Annotated in this window: 12 protein-coding genes; 5 read left to right on the top strand and 7 right to left on the bottom strand. The window is 56.9% G+C overall.

Translation table 11 applies throughout. The features are described 5' to 3' along the window. The first annotated feature begins 269 nt into the window (after positions 1-269). The gene (locus IEV53_RS01105; protein ID WP_264784292.1) at positions 270-692 is read left to right on the top strand and encodes a transposase; all 423 of its coding nucleotides are present in this window, start codon (positions 270-272) and stop codon (positions 690-692) included. A gap of 71 nt (positions 693-763) precedes the next feature. Here the strand turns inward: IEV53_RS01105 and IEV53_RS01100 are convergent, their stop codons facing one another. Next, positions 764-1,996 carry an SPL family radical SAM protein gene (locus tag IEV53_RS01100; RefSeq protein ID WP_188424763.1) on the bottom strand — a complete coding sequence of 411 codons (1,233 nt, stop codon included), beginning with the start codon at positions 1,994-1,996 and terminating at the stop codon, positions 764-766. A gap of 1,260 nt (positions 1,997-3,256) precedes the next feature. Here IEV53_RS01100 and IEV53_RS01095 point away from each other — a divergent pair. Continuing rightward, the gene (locus IEV53_RS01095; RefSeq protein ID WP_188424761.1) at positions 3,257-4,756 is read left to right on the top strand and encodes a S10 family peptidase; all 1,500 of its coding nucleotides are present in this window, start codon (positions 3,257-3,259) and stop codon (positions 4,754-4,756) included. A gap of 89 nt (positions 4,757-4,845) precedes the next feature. On the opposite strand, the gene exaC is transcribed toward IEV53_RS01095, so the two are convergent. Together exaC and IEV53_RS01085 are read right to left on the bottom strand one after the other, a co-directional pair. After that, positions 4,846-6,351, bottom strand: coding sequence for an acetaldehyde dehydrogenase ExaC (gene exaC / locus IEV53_RS01090; protein WP_371869805.1), 1,506 nt, complete (start codon positions 6,349-6,351; stop codon positions 4,846-4,848). A gap of 746 nt (positions 6,352-7,097) precedes the next feature. Then, a complete protein-coding gene (locus IEV53_RS01085) occupies positions 7,098-8,654 on the bottom strand; it encodes a vWA domain-containing protein (RefSeq protein ID WP_188424757.1) in 1,557 nt (518 codons plus the stop codon). A 183-nt stretch (positions 8,655-8,837) separates the two neighbouring features. Between IEV53_RS01085 and IEV53_RS01080 the strand changes: the two genes are divergently transcribed. Beyond that, entirely contained in the window at positions 8,838-10,400 is a 1,563-nt protein-coding gene (locus tag IEV53_RS01080) for an RNA repair transcriptional activator RtcR family protein (RefSeq protein ID WP_229719525.1), read from the top strand. An 11-nt stretch (positions 10,401-10,411) separates the two neighbouring features. Here the strand turns inward: IEV53_RS01080 and IEV53_RS01075 are convergent, their stop codons facing one another. Continuing rightward, positions 10,412-11,212, bottom strand: coding sequence for a deaminated glutathione amidase (locus IEV53_RS01075; RefSeq protein WP_188424753.1), 801 nt, complete (start codon positions 11,210-11,212; stop codon positions 10,412-10,414). A gap of 323 nt (positions 11,213-11,535) precedes the next feature. On the opposite strand from IEV53_RS01075, the gene IEV53_RS01070 reads away from it, so the two are divergent. Continuing rightward, entirely contained in the window at positions 11,536-13,803 is a 2,268-nt protein-coding gene (locus IEV53_RS01070) for a glycoside hydrolase family 3 C-terminal domain-containing protein (RefSeq protein WP_188424751.1), read from the top strand. 114 nt (positions 13,804-13,917) lie between these two features. Here IEV53_RS01070 and IEV53_RS01065 read toward each other — a convergent pair whose 3' ends face one another. Then, on the bottom strand, positions 13,918-14,871 hold the full coding sequence (locus IEV53_RS01065; RefSeq protein ID WP_188424749.1) for an N-acetylglucosamine kinase: 954 nt from the start codon (positions 14,869-14,871) through the stop codon (positions 13,918-13,920). A 93-nt stretch (positions 14,872-14,964) separates the two neighbouring features. Then, the gene (locus IEV53_RS01060) at positions 14,965-17,343 is read right to left on the bottom strand and encodes a TonB-dependent receptor (RefSeq protein WP_229719468.1); all 2,379 of its coding nucleotides are present in this window, start codon (positions 17,341-17,343) and stop codon (positions 14,965-14,967) included. Between the two features lie 389 nt (positions 17,344-17,732). Here IEV53_RS01060 and nagB point away from each other — a divergent pair, with 389 nt between their 5' ends. Further along, on the top strand, positions 17,733-18,500 hold the full coding sequence (gene nagB, locus IEV53_RS01055; RefSeq protein ID WP_188424745.1) for a glucosamine-6-phosphate deaminase: 768 nt from the start codon (positions 17,733-17,735) through the stop codon (positions 18,498-18,500). 79 nt (positions 18,501-18,579) lie between these two features. Here nagB and IEV53_RS01050 read toward each other — a convergent pair whose 3' ends face one another. Beyond that, positions 18,580-20,673, bottom strand: a complete 2,094-nt coding sequence (locus IEV53_RS01050) for a beta-N-acetylhexosaminidase (protein ID WP_188424743.1) — start codon at positions 20,671-20,673, stop codon at positions 18,580-18,582. Between the last annotated feature and the right edge of the window lie 132 nt (positions 20,674-20,805).

The raw sequence follows: 20,805 nt of genomic DNA, 5'->3' as shown, positions 1-20,805 counted from the left end.
CCCCCCCCCCCCCCCCCCCCCCCCCCCGGAAAGGGGCGGGAGCCCCTTTCATCCCGATACATATAGTATTGCGCGATGTCTGCGTTGGGGGGGGGGCCGGCCTGTCTGGTTTCGAACGGGATAAACCAGAAAGCAGACATTTACCTCCATGGCGGCTTAAGCGGCTCGCGATCCTTCCGCAAGATTCATGAACAACGGAGCATCCCGCCAAGCGCCGACAAGAACGGGTGGAAAGCGGTTATTCGCTGCAGCCCTGAGAGCGAGCCTAATTGCTTAAACAAAGAGACCTTCAATCCCGGGGCGGACTGACCACGAAGATCTATGCCATCTGCGATACTATCGGGAAACCGGTGGAGATCGATATCCTACCGGAACAGGATACGGATATCCGTCAGGCGGAACCGATGCTCGAGAACATCGATCCAGACGTTTTCCTCCCCAACAGGGCGTATGACGCAGACAGGCTGATTGATCGGCTGAAAGAGCGCGGGATTGCTGTGATCATCCCCCCAAATGCAACAGAACAACCCAGTGGGAAACAGACTTCGCTCTTTACGGGGGAACGGAACCTTGGCGAGCGGTTCTTTGATAGATCCAGACGTTTCCGCGCCATCGCAACCCGCTACGACAAGCTAAAATCAACCGTCCTCGCAGCCGCGCAGCTCGCTCCAGTCATTATCCTGCCTAACTGACGACCCGCCGCAGGTCAAAATCTTTGAATTAAAGCCCAACCTCCCTCTTCAGTTCATACGAAAACGGCTACTCAAAAATCGATCATAGCCTTCTGATCCATAGAGAAAATTTTGTTACCGTGCCGGTCGACTTCGCCCAGATCCGAAATTCCCCAAAAGCCAGACGGGCCACCACGTTCGGATTTGGAGTTCCATTTGTCTTGTAGCAACTTGATCCACCGCTCACGTGGTGAGCTTCCCGTGTCACTGCCTTCTTTACCACGCGATCTAGAGTTCAGATGGCTAAAAACACTATTGGTCGGAACCCAGAAATTGTCTGGCAGATGAAAAGTGATTTTCTCTGCATTCAGCTGCCTTTTTATAATACCCAGAATATTCGATGAAAAGAAATTTGCATTTTCCAAAAATTGATCGGCGGCATTGCAGCACGACTGAAACGTATTTAAATGCAGAAATTCATTCTCTGCAAATCCAAACAACATTTCATTCCTAATCGTTTCTGCTCTCAATTGATACAGGCCTTCTGCTTTGGCAGATGATGAAAGAACGAGTTCACGCCCGACCTGCCGAGCGTGGTTCTGCCGATAAGTATCAGCCATATTGGGGAACGAACGCGCCAAATATGACGCTTGACGAGAGCTCTTTTCGATCGGCAATTTGAGATACTCAGCCGATATATGCCGAACGCCCGAGGAGCCAGCTGAGCGGATCATACTAATGACATGTTCGTTTTCATCGTAGACAATTGGCTGAAACCTAAAGGAGACTGGAACGCCCTTCGACGATAGTTTCTCGGCCGCCTTAAGGCGGGCTTCCCAAAGTGGAACCCCCTTTTCAAGTTTTACTCTCGTGTCGGAAGAGCCCGCTGTGGCTGATATCCTAACCAAGAAATTTCCATCCTGTAATATCTCCAAGTAAGGTTCTTCAGCCAGCATAGTATTTTTAGTGCTGATCAAAGTCGGGTAATGAAAATCTCTCAGGACCTTGAGTGTTTCTAGCGTTCTCCTTTTTTCCCGCTCCCACGGACTAAAGGGGTCATTCATCCCTCCTAGTTGGACCGGAATTCTCCTTGAGAGAAATTCGTCTACCGCTCCGGAAATTCGACCACGTGACACTCGATGCAGACGCTTCTCGAGTTGACTTGGGGAAATCTCTTGATTTGACTTCGCAAGTGAGGATCCGCCCCTAGCCTTTGAGAAGCAGTATGAACACGAGAACTGGCAACTGCTGTAAGTGTCGATACGGAGTGGAACACTACAGAACGGCAACTGGCTCGTAAGGGCCAGATAGTATTTATATTCCATTATCCAACATATACTATAGAACAAAATATATATTTTCAACGACCACAAATAGGACCAGAACTGCAGAGATCGTCAGAAGAAGCCACACGAAGTATCGAATCAGAAACCAACTCGCTCCATATCTCCCTAAAATTTCCCAAAAAAGATCTCTCTGCCTATTACTGTCAAATCCCTCATTTATTCTTAGCACATACATCTTATTTTTGCGCTCGAATGCCCACTCCGTACCACTCTGCGACACTGAGGGCTCGGCAAAAGGTGACAGATCAGTGTGCTCCGCCACCGCATATTGTTTATCGACCAGTCGATCAAAGAGCTTTTGACGGGCACGTTCAGAAATTGCCTTCCACGCGCGAAAAACTTCCCAAACCAACCATCTTGGAGAGTGGCCACGATCAGTATACGAATTGTAACTTTGGTATCTTTTAATGAATCCAGGGCAAAAAATCAGGTGTAAGACAAATGCAATGGCATAGCTTAGGGAAGCCAACCAAAGTATCTCCCATCGAAACGGTAGCTCTAATGAAATTTTATAAGTTATGTTTCCCACGGTGACCATAAGAGGATTGGGTAGGTTCTGGAAAGCTTTCACAACTGCAGGAGCTAACGCAAACCACGTAATGAAGAGCCTCGTTACTGCAGGTTTAAAGAAAACGTTAAGAAACTGCCAATGGCTGGTCTGATTTCGGAAACCTTAAAATGGGAATTTGGATTTCTGGCGCAAACTAATTCCCCATTCTAATTCGAATTATTACAGTGTTGTTGATCATAGCCATAATCTGGTTTGCATTCAATCCAATAAGACTTCAGGTGGGCCACGCCCCTCGACTGGATCGAGCTGTCAATCAGGAAAATTGATAGGAAACAAAAATTGAGATGATGCTGAAAGTCATGCCCACACCAATCTTTGGCATTAAAGTTCTCTTTTGGGGAAGTTGCACACCCGGGCGGACAAAGTCAAAGAGGTCCATTATTAGGTCGGCAGCACTAGGCAGCCAAGATACCTAGAACCCCAGCCAAGTCCGCTTCCTACGTTAGTCGACCGATAGGCTTTAAAGCAGCTAAATCCGTTATCGGGATGTGAAGCGGGCACCCCATCTGTCTGACATGCAAGCGAAAGCCGCTACTCGGGGACCAAACTTTGAGACGGGTTTCCAAAGGGCGACGGCCCTTTGCCGGGTTTCAGGGCATCGCCCTGAGCCCCCACATTGCACCCCCTTCCGAGATTGTTATACTGTTCCAAACTCGAAAGGACTTTGCATGTCGCGCAAGACTCTTGTTGCGGCGTTGCTGGCTTCGGCCTGCTTCGCCCTGCCCCTTCTCCCCGCCGCTCATGCGGCTGAGCCCGCAAAGAGCGAGGCGCCGAAGGAGGGATTGGCGGCGCTGCTGCCTGCGGACTCCATCACCAAACATCATCTGACCGCAGGCGGGCAGAGCATTGCCTATACCGCCCATGCGGGCACGGTCACGCTGCGTGACAAGGAGGGCAAGCCCTCCGCAAAGGTCTTCTACGTGGCCTATACGAAGGACGGGGCGAATGCCCAGACGCGCCCGGTGTCGTTCTTCTTCAATGGCGGCCCCGGTGCGGGCACGGCCTATCTGAATCTCGGTGCGGCTGGCCCGCGCGTGCTGCAATTCCCGGCGGATCATCCGGAAGATGGCGCGCGCGCCCATCTGGCCGACAACCCGGATAGCTGGCTGCCCGCCACCGACATGGTGTTCATCGATGCTGTGGGTACGGGTTATTCCCAGCCGACCGACCCGAAAAAGGCCGCCGAGCAGTTCTATAGCGTGACCAAGGATGGCGAGGCTTTCGCCAAGGCCATTGCGCTTTGGGTTGGTGAAAACGGGCGTCAGGGCTCGCCGCATTATCTGGTGGGCGAGAGCTATGGCGGCATTCGTTCGGCACAGGTGGCTGATGCGTTGCAGCAGCAGCAGAACCTCATCGTCAATGGCATCGTGATGATCTCACCCGCCATCCAGATGCAGTTTCTGGACAACACAAACAACCCGATGGCCTCGGCCATGGCGCTGCCCACCTTCATCGCCTCGCATCTATCACAAACCGGCAAGCTGACGCCGCAGGCGGTGGATGAGGCCTATCACTATGCGCTCGGGCCGTATCTGACCACCATCGCCAATGCCCCGCCCAAGGGCGATGACGCGAAGAAATTCTATACCGATCTCGCCGCCCGCACGGGCCTGCCGGTCGATGTCATCACCAAGGAAATGGGCGAGCCCAACCCGTTTGCGCATGACGTGCGCAGCCGCGATGGCCGCCTGTACGGCATTTACGATTTCACCCAGTCGATCCCAGACCCCTATGCCGATGGCATCGAGAACGGCCAGAGCCCGGAAATGACGCTGTCCGGTTTCGGTCGTGCCTATGGCAATGCCTATAGCGGTTATCTGGCCAATGAGCTCGGCTACAAGACCGACCTCACCTATGATCTGCTGAGCATGGAAGTGAACGGCGCCTGGAAATTCACTAGCTCCGGCTCACAGCTGACCGATCAGGTTGGTATCCTGCGCAAGATGCTGGCACTCGACCCCAGTCTGCATATCTTCATTGCCAATGGTTATTTCGACATGGCCTGCCCGTTCGGCACCACGCGCTGGACCAAGGACCATATCCCGGTCGGCGCCGATCGCATCGCGCTGCATCTCTATGAAGGCGGCCATATGCTCTATACCCGCCCTGCCAGCCGCGCCGCGCTCACGCGTGACGTTTCGGCATTTTATAACGACACGTCGAAGTAAGACGGTCGGGCGCGGGGTTTATATGCCCCGTGCCCTGGCAGGGCATTGCTCCGCCCCCCGGAAAAGGGCGGAAGCCCTTCCCTCCCGTTTCAGAAGAAACCGAGTTTCGTTTCGCTGTAGCTGACAAGCAGGTTTTTTGTCTGCTGGTAGTGGTCGAGCAGCATCTTGTGCGTCTCGCGCCCAATGCCTGATTTCTTGTAGCCGCCGAAGGCCGCATGGGCGGGATAGGCGTGATAGCAGTTGATCCAGACACGACCGGCCTGCAGGCCGCGCCCCATACGATAACAGATATTCGCATCCCGGCTCCACACGCCCGCACCGAGCCCGAACTCGGTGTCATTGGCAATAGCGAGCGCTTCTTCTTCCGTCTTGAACGTGGTCACAGCCAGAACGGGGCCGAAGATTTCCTCCTGGAAAATCCTCATGCTGTTATGGCCCCTGAAGACCGTCGGCTCGATGTAAAAGCCCTTCTCAAGACCATTACCCAGTTTCGCCGCATTGCCACCCGTCAGCACCTCGGCACCTTCTTCCTTGCCGATCTGGATGTAAGACAGGATCTTATCCTGCTGCATCTGCGAATTCTGCGCACCCATCATGGTTGAGGGGTCAAGCGGGTCACCCTGTTTGATGGCCCGGACGCGGGGCAGAACTTTTTCCATGAAGCGGTCAAAAATGGATTCATGCACCAGTGCGCGGCTCGGGCAGGAGCAGATCTGCCCCTGATTGAGCGCAAACATGGCAAAACCTTCTATCGCCTTGTCGAGATAGGAATCATCTCGATCCATGATATCGGCGAAGAAGATATTCGGCGATTTGCCCCCGAGTTCGAGCGTCGCCGGAATAAGGCTCTCTGCCGCCGCATGGGCGATGGTCTTGCCCACACCCGTCGAACCCGTAAACGCCACCTTGGCAATGCGCGGACTCCTGGCGAGATAATCGCCCACCTCACGTCCGGTGCCATTGACGATATTCAGCACACCGGGCGGGAAAAGATCGCCAATAATATCCATCACCACCAGAATACTGGCTGGCGTGGTCTGGGCGGGCTTCATGACCACGCAATTACCTGCCGCCAGCGCCGGGGCGAGCTTCCACGCGGCCATCAGGATGGGAAAATTCCACGGAATAATCTGTGCGACAACACCGAGCGGCTCATGAAAATGATAGGCAACCGTCGTGTCGTTGATCTCACCCAGACTGCCTTCCTGAGCGCGGATACAACCAGCGAAATAACGGAAATGATCGATGGCGAGCGGAATATCGGCGTTGAGCGTCTCACGTATCGGCTTGCCGTTATCCCAGGTTTCAGCGCGGGCAATCAGGTCGAGACTGGCCTCCATCCGATCAGCGGCCTTCAGCAGAAGCAGAGCGCGATCAGCGACTGAAGTCCTGCCCCAGGCCGCGCGCGCCTGCTCGGCGGCATCCAGCGCCTGGTCGATATCCGCCGGGGTCGATTGCGGCACCTGACAAAGCACACGGCCATCAACAGGAGAGTGATTATCGATATACTGGCCGGCAACAGGCTCGCGCCACTGCCCTCCAATGAAATTGCCATAGCGTTCGCGGAAAGGGGGGGCAGCCTTCAAGCCGGACATGACCATAATCCTCTTGCTGATGGCGATACCGCTTCAGGGGGATTGTACCGCATGAGCGCCAGGAAAGGCCCCGCAAGCACCGCCTCGAAACAAACTGACGTTACAGTTAACATCGGCTGTGAGAGAACCACGAATACCGGAACAAGGTTACTCACCCTCGCGCGAGGTCACTGCTTCGTGAAAAACAGGTCGCGCCTGAGGAGGGGGACGTTAGCGCGCAAAGCGCCAATGCCGAAAAACAAGTGGGGCGGAAGTTATCTAAGCTACCTGCATGAAGCAGAGCAGGGATTGAACCTGCGCCTCCCGTCAGACGGGGCTCTACCTGTAATTCCACGAGCATTTTCTCGACACTGGCGCTTTAACGGGAGGACAAGAATAACGCCGGAAGCCATTGAAACTGTATTCCGGCACGCATTCCTCCAGACAACCCACGCAACGTCACCCTCAGGCGACGCGTCAATCCCAGCAAGAGCGCCTCACCGCGGCCATGACACATCAGAAAGATGACAAACAGTCGGGTACACCCCTTCTGTCACAGCCATTCACTGCATCTGATACGCATGACCGCAGATCGGCACCGGGAGACAAGGTATTTTGACGGAAACTCAGTTAACAGCTGTATTCCGCCAGGCATTCTCCCGGCATGACTTCAAACCCTGACGACCAGATCGTAACGAAATAGAATAACCTTCGCGACAAAGTGCAATCCACTCGACCTGACCCTCTCTGTCATAAGCCAGGGTTATTCAAAGAACCTCTCGTTCAATCTCCTTCACCCAATAGGCAGCCCCAGCTTCACCCGAACCAAAAGCCGCCATCTGGTCGAATACGGAGTCTGAAAACCCTCCGATATTCAGAATATCCTCTCGCTCACTTGCCTGGCTCGTGCCGTAAGGCTGTATGTCGATGCAGACCAGACGGGCGCGCGGGCAACGCTGCTTCATATTTTCCCATTCGCGCATCAGAGCCGTGCCACGAGCATTGCGATCGACGCTCATCCAGGATTCGTTGTCCGAGATGAAAATAACCAGATCGGCGCGCTCCTTCCTCTCGTTCAACCAGGCCAGCGGTGCGGCACAATTCGTTCCGCCACCACCAATGGCTGCAAGGCGTGTGGCGTTGGTCATGATCGTATCGCGTGGCTCGAGCGCCACATCGCAGACACCCCGCTCGAATGGCAGGACAAGCGCATCACGATTGATCCGCTTGATGGCAGCCGCCACCAGTGCCGCCACATCGATACAGCGTATTGTCGTCGTGGCCCCCGGCCGATAACCGGTGACGGGCGAGGACATCGAGCCCGAAACATCAGGACAGATCACAACACGCCCTGCGATGCGCGGTACATTCGACACCGACAGTTCCATGGCATCGTGCAGCGCATCAGCCAGAGCCGGATCGACATCCGGTGACAGCGCACGCAGCGTGGCCATCAACTGATACGGCATGGCCTTTGCCGCCCCTATCCGCTCGGGATCGCGCAACGTGGCGGCCGCACAGGCAACTGCCTCGGCATTGCCGAAAGCACCATTGCGGGTGAACATATTCAGCCCCTGCCGCAGCGTCTGCCAGGTTGCCCTACGCGCCACCATCTCCCAATGGGCGCCGGTCAGATCCAGACTACCCAGAAGCTGAAACGGTACGTCTGGCAAGACGTCACTCTGGCCGCTACGAAAAGCAAGCAGAGCCTGCACATTCTCTGGCAGCAATGCGGTGTCAACAGGCCGACCGATCAGCCAGGCATAGAACGCCTCACGACCCGGGTCCCGCGGATGCGGATGCACCATGCGAATCACGTTGGCCAGAGAAGGAGACTGCCCGACCGAACCCGACAGAAGCTGCGCGTCCGTTGCCCGGTTCAACCAGTCCTGCACAAGCGCTTTGGGCCGAGACCCCAGGGATTTGCGACCAACCTGACCTGAGCGCATGATCTGAACAAAGTTGCGCAGCATCTTGCCACTGGTCACAATCCGGAGGAACGCCTTTGTAAAAAGAGCTGGATCACGCAGCGACAGCACAGCAAGAAGCACACATGGCGTGTCCTTCATATGACCCCGTTCGCGCACATGGACCGCAGCCCGGGCCAGAAAACCAGGGCTGACCTTCTGGGCCAAGGCAATCAGTTCGCGCATCTGCGATGCCGCATCCCTGTAATACCCGCCCCCAAAAGCCCCGGTCATGGCAAGCTGTGCCAGCTTATGCGGCGCAGCCAGATCGTAAGCCGGAGCGCCTGAGTGGTTGACACCAGTGCTCTGCGCCACAAGCCGCCCGTTCGAAGATGCAAACAACGATCTGTTTGCCATGACCCTGTTTCCTTTCCTGTTCACCCCCTTGTTTTAAGGGGGCGACACCGAACCGGAAAGAAATATTCAAATTTCTCTTAATTATCTGTTTTAAAAGATAATTTTTCTGAATCCACCTATTTGCGATCAATATTACTGATATGTTAGTATCGCTCTTTATCCAGGAGGATCGTTTTGGACAATGTGGTGATTGGTTTTCTGGGCACGTCTCTCGATCAGACACGCCGAAGCTGGCGCCCGAGTCTTCAGCTCTGTTCGCAGCCTGATTTTCCACTTGCTCGCTTTGAACTGCTCTACGACCCGCAATACAGGAAACTCGCCATGAGCCTCGCACAGGATATCGAGGCAGAGTCACCGGATACCGAAATGCGTCTCATCGAATTTCCTCTGGATAACCCGTGGGATTTTCAGGAGGTCTATGGAAAGCTCTATGACTTGGCCGAGAAATACGGCTTCGACGAAAATCGTGAGCGCTATCATGTCCATCTGACAACTGGCACACATGTGGCACAGATCTGCTGGTTTCTACTCACGGAAAGCCGCCATATCCCGGCGGCACTTCTGCAGAGCATCCCGCCTTACAAGACCGATACCGCCCGTGGCGGGATCGATATCATTGATCTCGACCTCTCGCGCTACGATGCCCTCCAGCATCGCTTCGAGGCGACGGCAAGGGCTTATTCCAGTCGACTGCGCGGTCATATTGATACTAAAAACCGCCCTTTCCTCAAGCTCATCGAGAGGCTGGAGCAGGTTGCCTCGCTGTCAAACGATCCGATCATGCTCGTCGGCGAGACGGGCACCGGCAAGACCACACTCGCAGTGCGTCTCCACGAGCTGAAATTACAGCGCCGACGTCTCCGGGGACGACTTGTCACCGTCAACTGCGCTGGCCTGCAAGGCCCTCAGGCCATGGCGACCCTGTTCGGACAGAGGCGCAATGTGACAGGCCTCGCAGGAACCGAGCGCGCTGGCTTCATCAGCGAGGCAAATGGCGGCATGCTCTTTCTGGATAATATCGACTGCCTGCCTCATGCCGAGCAGGGCCTGCTTCTTGACGTCATCGAAAGCGGTACTTTCCATCCGCTCGGCGCCGATACCCCGCTCACCAGCCGCTTTCACCTCGTCGTGGCGACGAGGCACTCCCTCGCCGAACTGGCACATAACAAGCTGATCCGCCCCGATCTTCTGGCGCGCCTCATGCTCTGGGTCTTCCCACTACCAGCACTGCGTGCCCGTCCGGACGATATGGAAGCCGAAATTGCCCATGAGCTCGAAAAAGCCGAAAAGCGCCTCTCCCTCAAGATCGGATTGAACAAGGAAGCCCATGCCCGCTATCTGCGGTTTGCCCGCGATGCAGGCACCCTCTGGCCCGGCAATTATCGCGATCTAGGGGCCTCGATAACCCGGCTCTGCACCTTGGCCGAACGCGGACGCATCACGCTGCCGATGGTGGATGCCGAAATCGCTCTACTACGAGAACAGTGGCGCGCCTTGGCTCTCGATCCCGATCAGGCATTGCTTGATAGCTGCTGCGACGCACCTGATGCCGTCGATCCGTTTGACCGGGCACAACTCGCTGCGGTAGTCAGGGCGTGCCGCGCATCCGCTTCTCTTTCTGCCGCAGGACGGCAGTTATTCGCCGTATCGCGACAGGGGAAGACCAGCCAGAACGACTCAGACAGGTTGCGAAAATATCTTGCCCGTTTCGGTCTGGACTGGGAGCAGGTCACGAAGAGCGGCTGAACGCCCCGCTATCATATCTCGCCAGGGGATGGGCTCAGCACAGGGGCAGCGAAACGCCGGTTTTGCAGAACTGGCAAAGCCTGACGCGCCTTATGCAAGCTGGCAGGGTCAAGCGTCTCGAACACCAGACCCGGCGTGGCGCCGCGCGCCGCGATGACCACTCCCAGTGGGTCGATGATCATGCTGTTGCCGATATTCTGCGGGCCACATTCCCCTGCCCCCAGCACGAAACACGTATTTTCAAGCGCCCGCGCCGCAAGCATGAGCTCCCAATGGCGCTCCTTGGATGGCCCGCGCAACCAGGCTGCCGGAACCACGATAATGTCAGCCCCCGCCAGCGCCAGATAGCGCGCCATTTCGGGGAAGCGCACATCGTAACAGGTCATGAACCCGATCTTCATGCCATCTAGCGTCAGGACAGGAGGCAACTCATGACCCGGTGCGATCAGCCGCGATTCCTGCATGGCAAAGGCGTCATAGAGATGCAGCTTCTGATAAAGCGCAACGCAGAGGCCATCTTGCATCACGACCAGCGTATTATGAAACCGCCCTGACCCATCGGGCACGTTGACGCAAAAGACGAGCATGATGCCTTCGCTCGCAGGGAGGAGCCCCGAAACAAAAGGGCCATCCAATGGCTGCGCGGTGCGCAGCACGTGGTCAGGGTCTGACGGATCGCGCGCCAGTATTCCTTCCGGCAGCACGACGAGCCGCGCCCCACCGGCTTTCGCCTCGGCAATCTGCGCAAGACAGAGCGCCAGATTGTCTTCCCATGAAGGCAATACCGCAAATTGCCCGAGCGCCACGCGCATGAGTGTCCTCCCCTCTTCATCCTGCTGCCCGCAAGACTAACCCCTGCCTCATCACGGTCAAATCATTTTCTATTCGCAACAAGTATCTGCCAGACCTGCTGGCAAAGCCGAAACAACCATCCAGAACTTACGCGCCATCCCGTTCTTCGAGACAGAAGAGACAAAACTAACCGTGATCACGGCAACCTTACCTTACAGCGGGTCGATAGAAATATCTGGTTGACCACCAGTTCTCTTCTTCACCTTTTCCACGTCACGCGAGGGGATCTGGTTTGACAGGATGAGAGAGATTTTATCTCTCCGTGCCTGAGGAGAAAAAGATCATGTCCTCCCGTCTGAAAACTGGCCTGCTCGCAACAGCGCTCTGTGCGCTTCCGCTTCTGAGTTCTGCCGAAGCCAGATCTGCGCTCGATGAGCGTGTTGATGCCACACTCGCCAAACTAGACCGCGCACAGCTCGAAGCGCTGATCGTCACCCATATTCCCGAAATGATGCAAAACCCTGCCGCTGCCGGTGATGCGCAACATGCAGCCGCGTGGTCACCCGCCATGCCCGAGCACGGCATTGCCGCCATTACCGAGACAGACGGCACGATTGGCGTAGGGGCCCGCATTCAGGATTCACGCTATGAGAGCACGGCCTATCCGGCGGCCCTCGCCAGCGCCGCCTCATGGAACCCCGCCCTGCTCGAGGCCCTTGGCCGTTCGGTCGGGCGTGATGCGCGTGATCGCGGTTTCAATATCCTGCTCTCGGGAGGAACCAATCTCACACGCGACCCGCGTGGCGGGCGCAATTTCGAATATCTGGGTGAAGATCCGCTTCTGGTTGGACGTCTTGCCGGGTTTTATGCCAGAGGCGCTCAGTCAAACCATATCCTTGCCACCATCAAGCACTTCGCCCTGAACGATTACGAGACAGGCCGCACGCAATATGACGTGTCGATCCCGCGTGAGGCGGCGATGGAATCCGATCTGCTTGCCTTCAACATCGCCTTGCGCATCGGCAAGCCCGGCGCCGTCATGTGCGCCTATAACATGGTCTGGGGTGACTATAGCTGCGAGAGCAAACCGCTCCTGACCGACATCCTGCGTCGTCAGTGGCATTATCCCGGCTATGTCATGTCCGATTGGGGCGCCGTTCACAGCACGAAGAAGTCGGCAGAAGCCGGTCTCAACCAGGAATCCGGCGCTGAGATCGACACGGCAATCGGGCTTGGCGGCACGGGAATGCTGCAGGACACGCCCCTCTCGGCAGAGACTACCAGCCGCATCGCCGCCGCCATAAAGAATGGCACCTTGTTCGCTCAGGCGTTCTACGCCCCCGGGCAGCTCGCTTCGGTCGTATCTGACCAATCCCTGCGCGCCATGGCGCGTCCCATCCTCTACGGTCTCTTCGCCACTGGTGCCGAACAACCCCTTGAGAAAAAGCCAGTCGATCGGGCTGAGGGCTACAAGACGGCCCTTGAGGCCGCCCAGCAAGGGATCGTTCTGCTCAGGAACGAGAAATCTGCCCTTCCTCTGTCAAAATCGATCAGATCGATTGCCGTGATTGGTGGCCACGCTGACAAGGGGGTGATCTCAGGAGGCGGCTCTCCCACGGTTCTGCCCTTTGGCGGCAATGCGATCCCGCAAAAAGGCGAGCAAATCATGTCGCAGCAGGTCTGGGACCCCTCTGCGCCCCTCACCTATATGCGCCGCCTGGCACCGCAGGCTGCCATCTCCTTTACTGAGGAAACCGACCTGACGAAGGCCGAGCAGGCGGCGAAGAGCGCCGATGCCGTGGTGCTTTTCATCGCCCAATGGTCAACAGAAGGGCGTGACCGCGCCACGCTGTCGCTTACCGCCGCCCAGAACAAGCTGATCGCAGCCATTGCGCGTGCCAATCCGAATGTGACCGTCGTGCTTGAAACCGAAGGGCCGGTGCTGATGCCGTGGCTGGATCAGGTGCGCGCCGTTATTCAGGCCTGGTATCCCGGCAGTGCCGGGGGCGAGGCCATCGCGCAGATCCTGTTTGGTGACGTCAATCCGTCGGGCCATCTGCCGCTCAGTTTCCCGTTTTCGGAAAATGACCTGCCGCGTCCGGCTCTCCCGGTTGCACCGCCTCTCACGGAGGGGCGCCCGGCCAGTTTCAGGATCGCCTATAATGAAGGCGCGGATGTCGGTTATCGCTGGTTCGCCCGCACCGACAGGAAAGTGCTGTTTCCGTTCGGCCACGGGCTATCCTACACCCGCTTCACTTACGACCACCTCATCGTCAAGGCAGAACGCACGCCTTCCGCAGCGGTGACGATACGCAATGACGGAGACCGCGATGGCAGCGACGTTGTGCAGCTTTATGCCGAAGGTCAGGGCATCGGGCGCCGTCTCGTTGGCTGGCAGCGCATCTCCGTGCCTGCCCATCAAAGCCGGGACGTGACAATTCCGGTCGATCTCCAGACCATTGCCCGCGTCTCCCAGAGCGATAATCGCTGGCATGTCACACCGGGCAGCTATCAGCTGCGTGTTGCCCATTCCGCCGCAGAGGAAGGCCTGACCAGCGCGATCCTGCTCAAGGGCACCACGATTTCTGGCACCGAACCGCGTTCTGAATGATGTCTGCGGCCTATTCTTTGCCGGTGAATTTTACCGGCAAAGAGTGCCAACAAACTCTGCCCTTTCATGCCCGCCTCCATAAGGCGGCGGGCACCCAAAAACCGTCAGCACCTTTCAGGAAAGCCCCTCGGCCTCGAGCGAAACGGCAAGCTGCGCGATAAAACGCTCATCGGCTTGCCAGCCCGCAAGCGAGGCGGCAACCAGAACAGCGCCCCCGATAGGCGGCAGACCGGGAGCCAGAGGCGCGCCACATTCCTGCGTCAACGCCTCACGCAGGATCGCGCTCCGCATGGTGCCCCCCGCATAACTCCAGCGAAGGGTTTCACCACTCAGCCGGTGACGCAAACCGTGTACATGGCAGGCAAGCGACTCTGCTGCCTCGGCAAAAATCTCACGCGCGATCTCGCAGCCCTGTTCGGCAAATCTCCCGATCTCGACGGCGAGAGCCGCTACCGAGGGGCGTACCTCAACGAGATTGGCATACCATTCCTGAAGGGCGCTGCCACACAGCGCTGCATCCTCCGGCCATCCCTGCAGAGCGGCAAAGCGTGAGACAAAGCCGGATTCATCTGTCGCACGACCATCCAGACATTGCGAGAGACGCGCCAGCGCCAGACGACCAATCCAGTAGGCACTCCCTTCATCGCCGAAAAGACTGCCCCAGCCACCGACACGGGCGGTCTGCCCATCCTCACCCATGCCCCAGGCCATCGACCCGGTGCCAGACAGCAGCAAAATGCCTGGCCCGTTCAGAAAAGCGCCGCGACAGGCCATGTCGACATCGTTGTGGATACTGTGAGGCGCCGGGCAAAGGGTTGCGAGCGTCTCGGTCAGTTCACGGCTCAACCGGCCACTTTCGCCAAATCCAGCCATACCGAAAGCGGCTGCGGCAAGATTTTGCTGCTGCCCCATCATGAGACCCGTCAGGACTGCGCGCCATTCGGGCACGTCGAACGGGTTCGACCCACCTGCCTTGCGCCACGCCGCTATGGTCCCATCCTGACGCACGCGCAGGAGCAGGGTTTTCGTACCGCCGCCATCAATGGCGACTATCTCGGTTTTCTGCACGTTGGTTCCGTCTTTAAACCGTTGAAACGCGCCCGGAACTTCTCCGGGCGCGCGTATCGAGTCAAGCAGGGGATACCCGGACTCACACCAGTGTCAAAATCCCGTCGAGAGTGAGACCAGTGCCGCAAAATTGCCGCCTACGAGATAGATCGGCGATCCTGCCTTTGTTGTATTCCCGTAGATTCCCGTTCGCGACTGGGTGCTGGTGACAAAACTCGCCGGCGCAGAGCGATAGAGATTATTGCCGACATTCACGAGATTGAGCTGGATCTTCGGTCCATTCAGATGGGGCACATGCGGCAGTCTGTAGCCCAGAGTGATATCCGACAGCACATAACCAGGCATGCGCTGGTCATTCATGAAGCTTGAAAATTGCGAGCTGATATAACGCAGGCTGAAATTGCCGAAAAACCGCTTGTTATCGTCATAGGCGAGCCCGACCGACGCCGTCACATGAGGCGTGGCCACCATGGTTTTTCCTGCCGTAGGCAGATAATCGATAACCGACTGACCGGCCGCATTGGTAGCCGAGACCGGAAGGTTGTTATCGGTTGTCGCATGCAGATACTGCGCCGAGACATAAGGGCTCAAATGATGCCAGGGCTTGAGACCGAACTCGCCCTGAATGCCGCGTATGGTCTCGCCACCGACATTGATCGGCATGGAGACAAGCGTATTGGTGCCAGGAATATAAGAGGTCGAGCTGACCTGATGATTGGTCAGGTTCATATTGAAGGCCGAAACCTGAAAATGAATCAGTGTGCCGTTATGGCGATAGCCGATTTCCTCTCCAATGCCGTACTCTCCCTTCAAATTCCCCGGCTGGGACGTCGCACCCACCGAGTTGGGGTCAAAGATCTGGCTGTAGGCCTGCACCGAGGCAGGGGCGCGAAACGAGGTCGTGCCATTGATATAGATCTGATCTTTGGAGGTCAGTGAATAACTGATTGCCACCTGAGGCAGTGGCGCAAAATAATTGCGCACCGTCTTGTAAGGGTCTGCCCCCGGCACGTCATTCGTGCCCTGACGCGATACCATAACGGTGCGGAAACCCGCGCTGAGCGTCAGCCTGTCATTCAGCAGCTTGAGCGTATCGGCGATATAGAGCGCATTCGTCTGCTGCATGAAGTTCAGATTATAGCCACTCAGCAGCGCCCCTCCCGGCACCCTGATGCCATAGGCGCCATAGGAATTGGCTGCTTTCCCCGAGAAATCGACCGTCGCAAAGGTCGAATGCTCCTCATGCATGGCGTAGGAATACCAGTAGCCGCCCGACAACGTGTTATGCCCCGACGTCCAGTCGAGCGACGTATTGACCGCGCCCACTTTCTGGTTCCACGGGTCAACGGCCACCGTCGTGACCTTGCCATTGGTGACATAAGGCTGGTTCAGATCGCCATAGACCTGTGTGCCGAAGGTGCCGCCCGATGCAGGAATATTCTCACCGCCCACAGCCGGACCATATTGATGCACGAAATAGGGAGTGACACTGAGCTTGAGACCGCGCGCCAGCGTGAAATGCGTCGGCACCACCACGTCGAGCGAGTTCAGGTTGCTTAGCTGCAGCTTGTAATAATTGGCATCACCGGGCGTGTAGTGATCGCTATAGCTCAGCCCCTCACCCCATTGCTTCCATTGTGCAGCGGTCGGCGAGCGGAAAGGTGTCTGCTCCTGACGGTTATAGCCGAACACGGCCGTGACCGAATTGCCATCACCCCATTCCTTCAGGAATTTCGCATCGACATGGTAACGCTTGAGCCCGCCGGGGCCACGCCAGTTATTATTGGATTGATGCGAAAACGACATGAAGCCGCGAATGCCCGTTTTGCCGATATCGCCCGTGTCGAGACGCAGAAATTCCTTGTTGGCGCTTTTATTACCGCCCATCAGATTGATGAAGCCCCCATATTTATGAGACGGGTTCATGGCTGTTGCCGAGATCTGCCCGCCGACAGCATTGAATGTCGGCGCGTTCAGATCGGGTGATCCCTGAGACACCGTGACCGAACCGAGATTTTCGGTATCGACCAGCATAGCCGTATAAGGTTCATAATTGATGGGGTCGGCCAAAGGCGCGCCCTCGAACAGATAGCCGATCTGGCTCTGGTTCATACCGCGCATGGTGATGTTATCGCCCGCCGTCGCAAGAGGGCTCTGATTGGCATAAACGACGCCCGGCAGATTGGCGATCATTGAAGAGATGTTGCCCGTTGGCGCCTGCTTGGCGATGAAATCACGCGTCACACCGCTTTGCGAGCGCGGCGCGGTCTGTTTTGGCATAAGACCGCCACCCGGCGTGGTGTTGCTGGTGCCATCGACATGTCGGCCCGCAGCCTTGACGGAAATTTCCTCGGCCTGAGGGTTCGCCCCCAGGACCGACCCTTCAGTGGCACTGCCGGATTTGTGCCTGAATGAAACAGGCTTGTGCTCTTCGCCTGCCGCAGGTGCCGCAAATGCCGACAGATTTCCCATCGCATAATTTATTCCGATTACGGAACAAAAAAGAAGTAGATCGCGTCTCATATGCCGCATGGTCAACTCCCGCCGGTTGGGCTCTTGATTTTGAAGTGACGTGGAACTCGCAAAAGAATTCGTTTCTTTACCGCATTGTTCCACTGTATCGAAAAACGTTAGACGGCAAATTTCTACCCTGCAATTGTTTATTGTTGGAATTAAGTATTTTTCTCGAAAATCTAGAAAATTTCCTGATTTAAATCATGTTGAACAACGATTCTGCGTGATGAACACGCCCTATGGTTTAATTTTTCTCGATAAACTAAGTGGGCCTTTTTAAAGGGAGGGCAGAGCCCCATATTCCCTGACGGTTTCCTACCGCTCTTTTTGAAGGATCATGCTGTTTCATGCGCCTCCTCATCATGCCAGACCCGCATTCCGCCACACGATTCGCTGCGAATGAAATAGCCAGCCTGATGATAGAGCGCCCTAATCCCGTGCTCGGCCTTGCGACAGGGCGGACGATGGAAGGGGTTTATCGCGACCTATGCGGAATGCATCGCGAAGAAGGTCTCGATTTTTCGACCACGACCAGCTTCAATCTGGATGAGTATGTCGGACTGAGCGCAGCCGACCCGTGCTCCTATCATCATTACATGAATGCCCTGCTTTTCAGCCATGTAAACAGCAGGCCCGACGCCATCCATCTCCCCGCAGGAGACGCCCCCGATCTCGACGCCGAATGCATAGCCTATGAGGAGTCCATCAGGGCCAGTGGCGGCATCGATCTGCAACTGCTAGGTATTGGCGATACAGGGCATATCGGTTTCAACGAGCCCCCCTCGCCCTTTGACAGCCGCACACGCTGCGTCACACTCAACCAGAAGACACGCATCCAGAATGCAGCGATGTTCGGAGGCAATCCCGACGCTGTACCGACACGCGCCCTCACCATGGGTGTCGGCACCATTCTGGAAGCCCGCCAGTTACTGCTTCTGGCCCTCGGGCAATCGAAAGCCGCCATCATCGCCAAGGCGCTGGAAGGCCCGGTCGGGCCGCAGGTCAGCGCCTCGGCGATCCGCCTGCACACGCAATGCACGGTCATTCTCGATGAAGAGAGCGCTTCAGCACTCAGTGCCGAGACACGCAAACAGGCGCTTTTCCAAAAGAACTAACGCCGAAGACGGCCAAATTCTTATCTGACCTGCGGAGACAAGCCTCATCGGGGAGCAATTACTCCCCGATGAACGACCGTCATTTCGCTGCGGAGACCAGTGAACGGATGCCGGGCACAATCGCGATAAGCAGTCCGCTTGGTGGCTGGGGCTGAAGGCTCGATGCCTCATGATCGGCACTCGCCGCATAGGCCTTGTCCTGCTCTGCCAGAAGCGCATTGGCATGATCATGCCATGCACGGCTCTTTTCACCTGGCTGCAGGGCCTCGAGACCCAGCTTCGACAGAGCCGCGATCTGGCTCGACACGGGCTTGGCTTCATTCACGCAATCGGGGCCCGGCAGTGCCTGGAACGCGATATCATTGGCTTCATAACGCGCCAGTTTTTCCTGCAGTGACGCGACGACACTGCGATCACCCCCTGCATAGCGCGCCGCCAGCGCATTGAACGCATTGCCTTCGAAACTATCGGCAGACGCGATGGCGGCTGGCGAAAGGAGTATGGCCTCGCCCTTACGATCCGCCAGTCGATTGATGGCATAATTGCGCACAGGCACGGTCAGGGCGACAAGCTGGGTCAGAGGCACAATGTTCTGCGGCGTCAGACGCGCGATCATGCGCGCCTGATGGTCAGATGCCTCAAGACCGAAATGCTCGAGCGTGTTCAGCACCTCGGGCAGGCGTCGGTTGAGTGCATCCTTGTCAGTATCTGACTGAGGCGACCAGAACCGCTCTGCAATGGCAGCCGAACGCGGCCAGAGCCGCTCATCGACCATTTCATCCGAGACGATTTCGGTCCAGAGCGGCGCCTCGCCACCCAGCACGAGTTTTTTCTGCGCCTCGTCGAGAGGCGGCGCATTCGGATCGCGCATGAACGCTTCATGCAGCGGCTTTTCATTCTTCGCTGGCGCCCTGAACGCCAGACCATCAGCGCGCGTGTCATAAGGATCGACGGCATAATGCGTCGATGAAGGCGTCAACAGATCGAGATAATAGCCCGAGGACACCACAACCGGATGACCGAGCCTGGTTGCCGTTCCGACCCATTTCGAGCCACGCCAGGCCTCGACCACGACATTTTTCGGGATGGGCGCCTCACTGACCTCGTCCCATCCCATCATGATCTTGCCATCGGCACTCAGGATCTTCTCGATCTCCGCCGTGAAGGCCGCCTGAAGCGCGGGGGCATCGGCGAAACCATGGGCTTTCATATAGGCGGCAATCTGCGGATTATCGTTCCACTGCCCTGCCACAACTTCATCGCCGCCGGTGTGGAAATAGCGATCAGGGAAAAGCGCGGCCATTTCACCGAACAGCGTTCGGGCAAAACCCAGCACCTTGTCGCTGGTGGGGTCCATGGCCGCCATGTTGAGATCGGGATGTTTCGTGCAATGGGTCGTCACCTCGTCATTGCTCGAGGCGACCCTGCAATCCTGCTGCCAGTCCTGAACCGTTGGCACAGGATGCTGTGCCGCCAGATCGGGATAGGCCGTGAGAATAGCCAGGGTATGACCGGGCACATCAAATTCGGGCACGATGCGTATGCCGCGATCGGCTGCATAGGCAATGAGCTCTTTTACCTGTTCCTGCGTGTAATATCTGCTGTGCCCGCCAAGTTGCTGCAGAAGCGGCAAGCGCTTGCTCTCCACGCGAAAACCCGTGCCGTCGCTCAGATGCCAGTGCATCACATTGAGCTTGGTCAGTTCCATCGCATCGAGCTGGCGCTTGAGCGTATCGAGCGACTGGAAATGGCGCGAAACATCCATCATCAGCCCACGCCACTTGAAGCGCGGCGCATCGACAATATGCCCCTGCGACAGAACCGGCACAGCGCCATGTGTGTCGATCATCTGCAAGATCGTGGCGAAGCCATGTATTACCCCGGCAGGACCATCTGCGTTGAGTACGATCTCTTTCGACGACACATCGAGCGTATATCCCTCGCGAGCATCGAGTGAGAGATACGCAGGGTCTTTTCCCACCGTAATTTTGAGCAGAACGCCGGATTTGGCGCCCCCTTTCCCCGACGCGATGCCTAGCTGGCTCAACCTTGACTCGAAACGGGCCATCGCGCGTTTGAGCAGGGGCGAAGGCGCGTGCGTCCACACCACCTCTGGCAGCGCAGACAGGGCAATAGCCTGCCCGTTCAACGAAGCCTGCGCCGGTTCTGGCATGAAAACAGGCGTCAGGGGGGCGGCGTGCGCCCTGTCGGTCGCAGCGCAGGAGAGCAATAACGCACTCAATGCCAAACCGGAACAAACTGACAGGCGGGAAAGGACCATGGCGTTCGACCTTCTTTTCCTGAA

The sequence above is a fragment of the Asaia siamensis genome, assembly GCF_014635085.1.
GTDB classification, from domain to species: domain Bacteria; phylum Pseudomonadota; class Alphaproteobacteria; order Acetobacterales; family Acetobacteraceae; genus Asaia; species Asaia siamensis.
The sequence above is the reverse complement of the archived record's forward strand: the minus strand, read 5'-3'. Positions and strand labels throughout refer to the sequence as shown.

Excerpts from the sequence above, each read along its gene's own strand:
- exaC (WP_371869805.1), bottom strand. The coding sequence starts at position 6,351 with ATGTCCGGCTTGAAGGCTGCCCCCCCTTTCCGCGAACGCTATGGCAAT.
- IEV53_RS01100 (WP_188424763.1), bottom strand. The coding sequence starts at position 1,996 with ATGGAATATAAATACTATCTGGCCCTTACGAGCCAGTTGCCGTTCTGT.
- nagB (WP_188424745.1), top strand. The coding sequence starts at position 17,733 with ATGCGCCTCCTCATCATGCCAGACCCGCATTCCGCCACACGATTCGCT.
- IEV53_RS01060 (WP_229719468.1), bottom strand. The coding sequence starts at position 17,343 with ATGGGAAATCTGTCGGCATTTGCGGCACCTGCGGCAGGCGAAGAGCAC.
- IEV53_RS01095 (WP_188424761.1), top strand. The coding sequence starts at position 3,257 with ATGTCGCGCAAGACTCTTGTTGCGGCGTTGCTGGCTTCGGCCTGCTTC.
- IEV53_RS01050 (WP_188424743.1), bottom strand. The coding sequence starts at position 20,673 with ATGCCAGAACCGGCGCAGGCTTCGTTGAACGGGCAGGCTATTGCCCTG.
- IEV53_RS01085 (WP_188424757.1), bottom strand. The coding sequence starts at position 8,654 with ATGGCAAACAGATCGTTGTTTGCATCTTCGAACGGGCGGCTTGTGGCG.
- IEV53_RS01075 (WP_188424753.1), bottom strand. The coding sequence starts at position 11,212 with ATGCGCGTGGCGCTCGGGCAATTTGCGGTATTGCCTTCATGGGAAGAC.
- IEV53_RS01070 (WP_188424751.1), top strand. The coding sequence starts at position 11,536 with ATGTCCTCCCGTCTGAAAACTGGCCTGCTCGCAACAGCGCTCTGTGCG.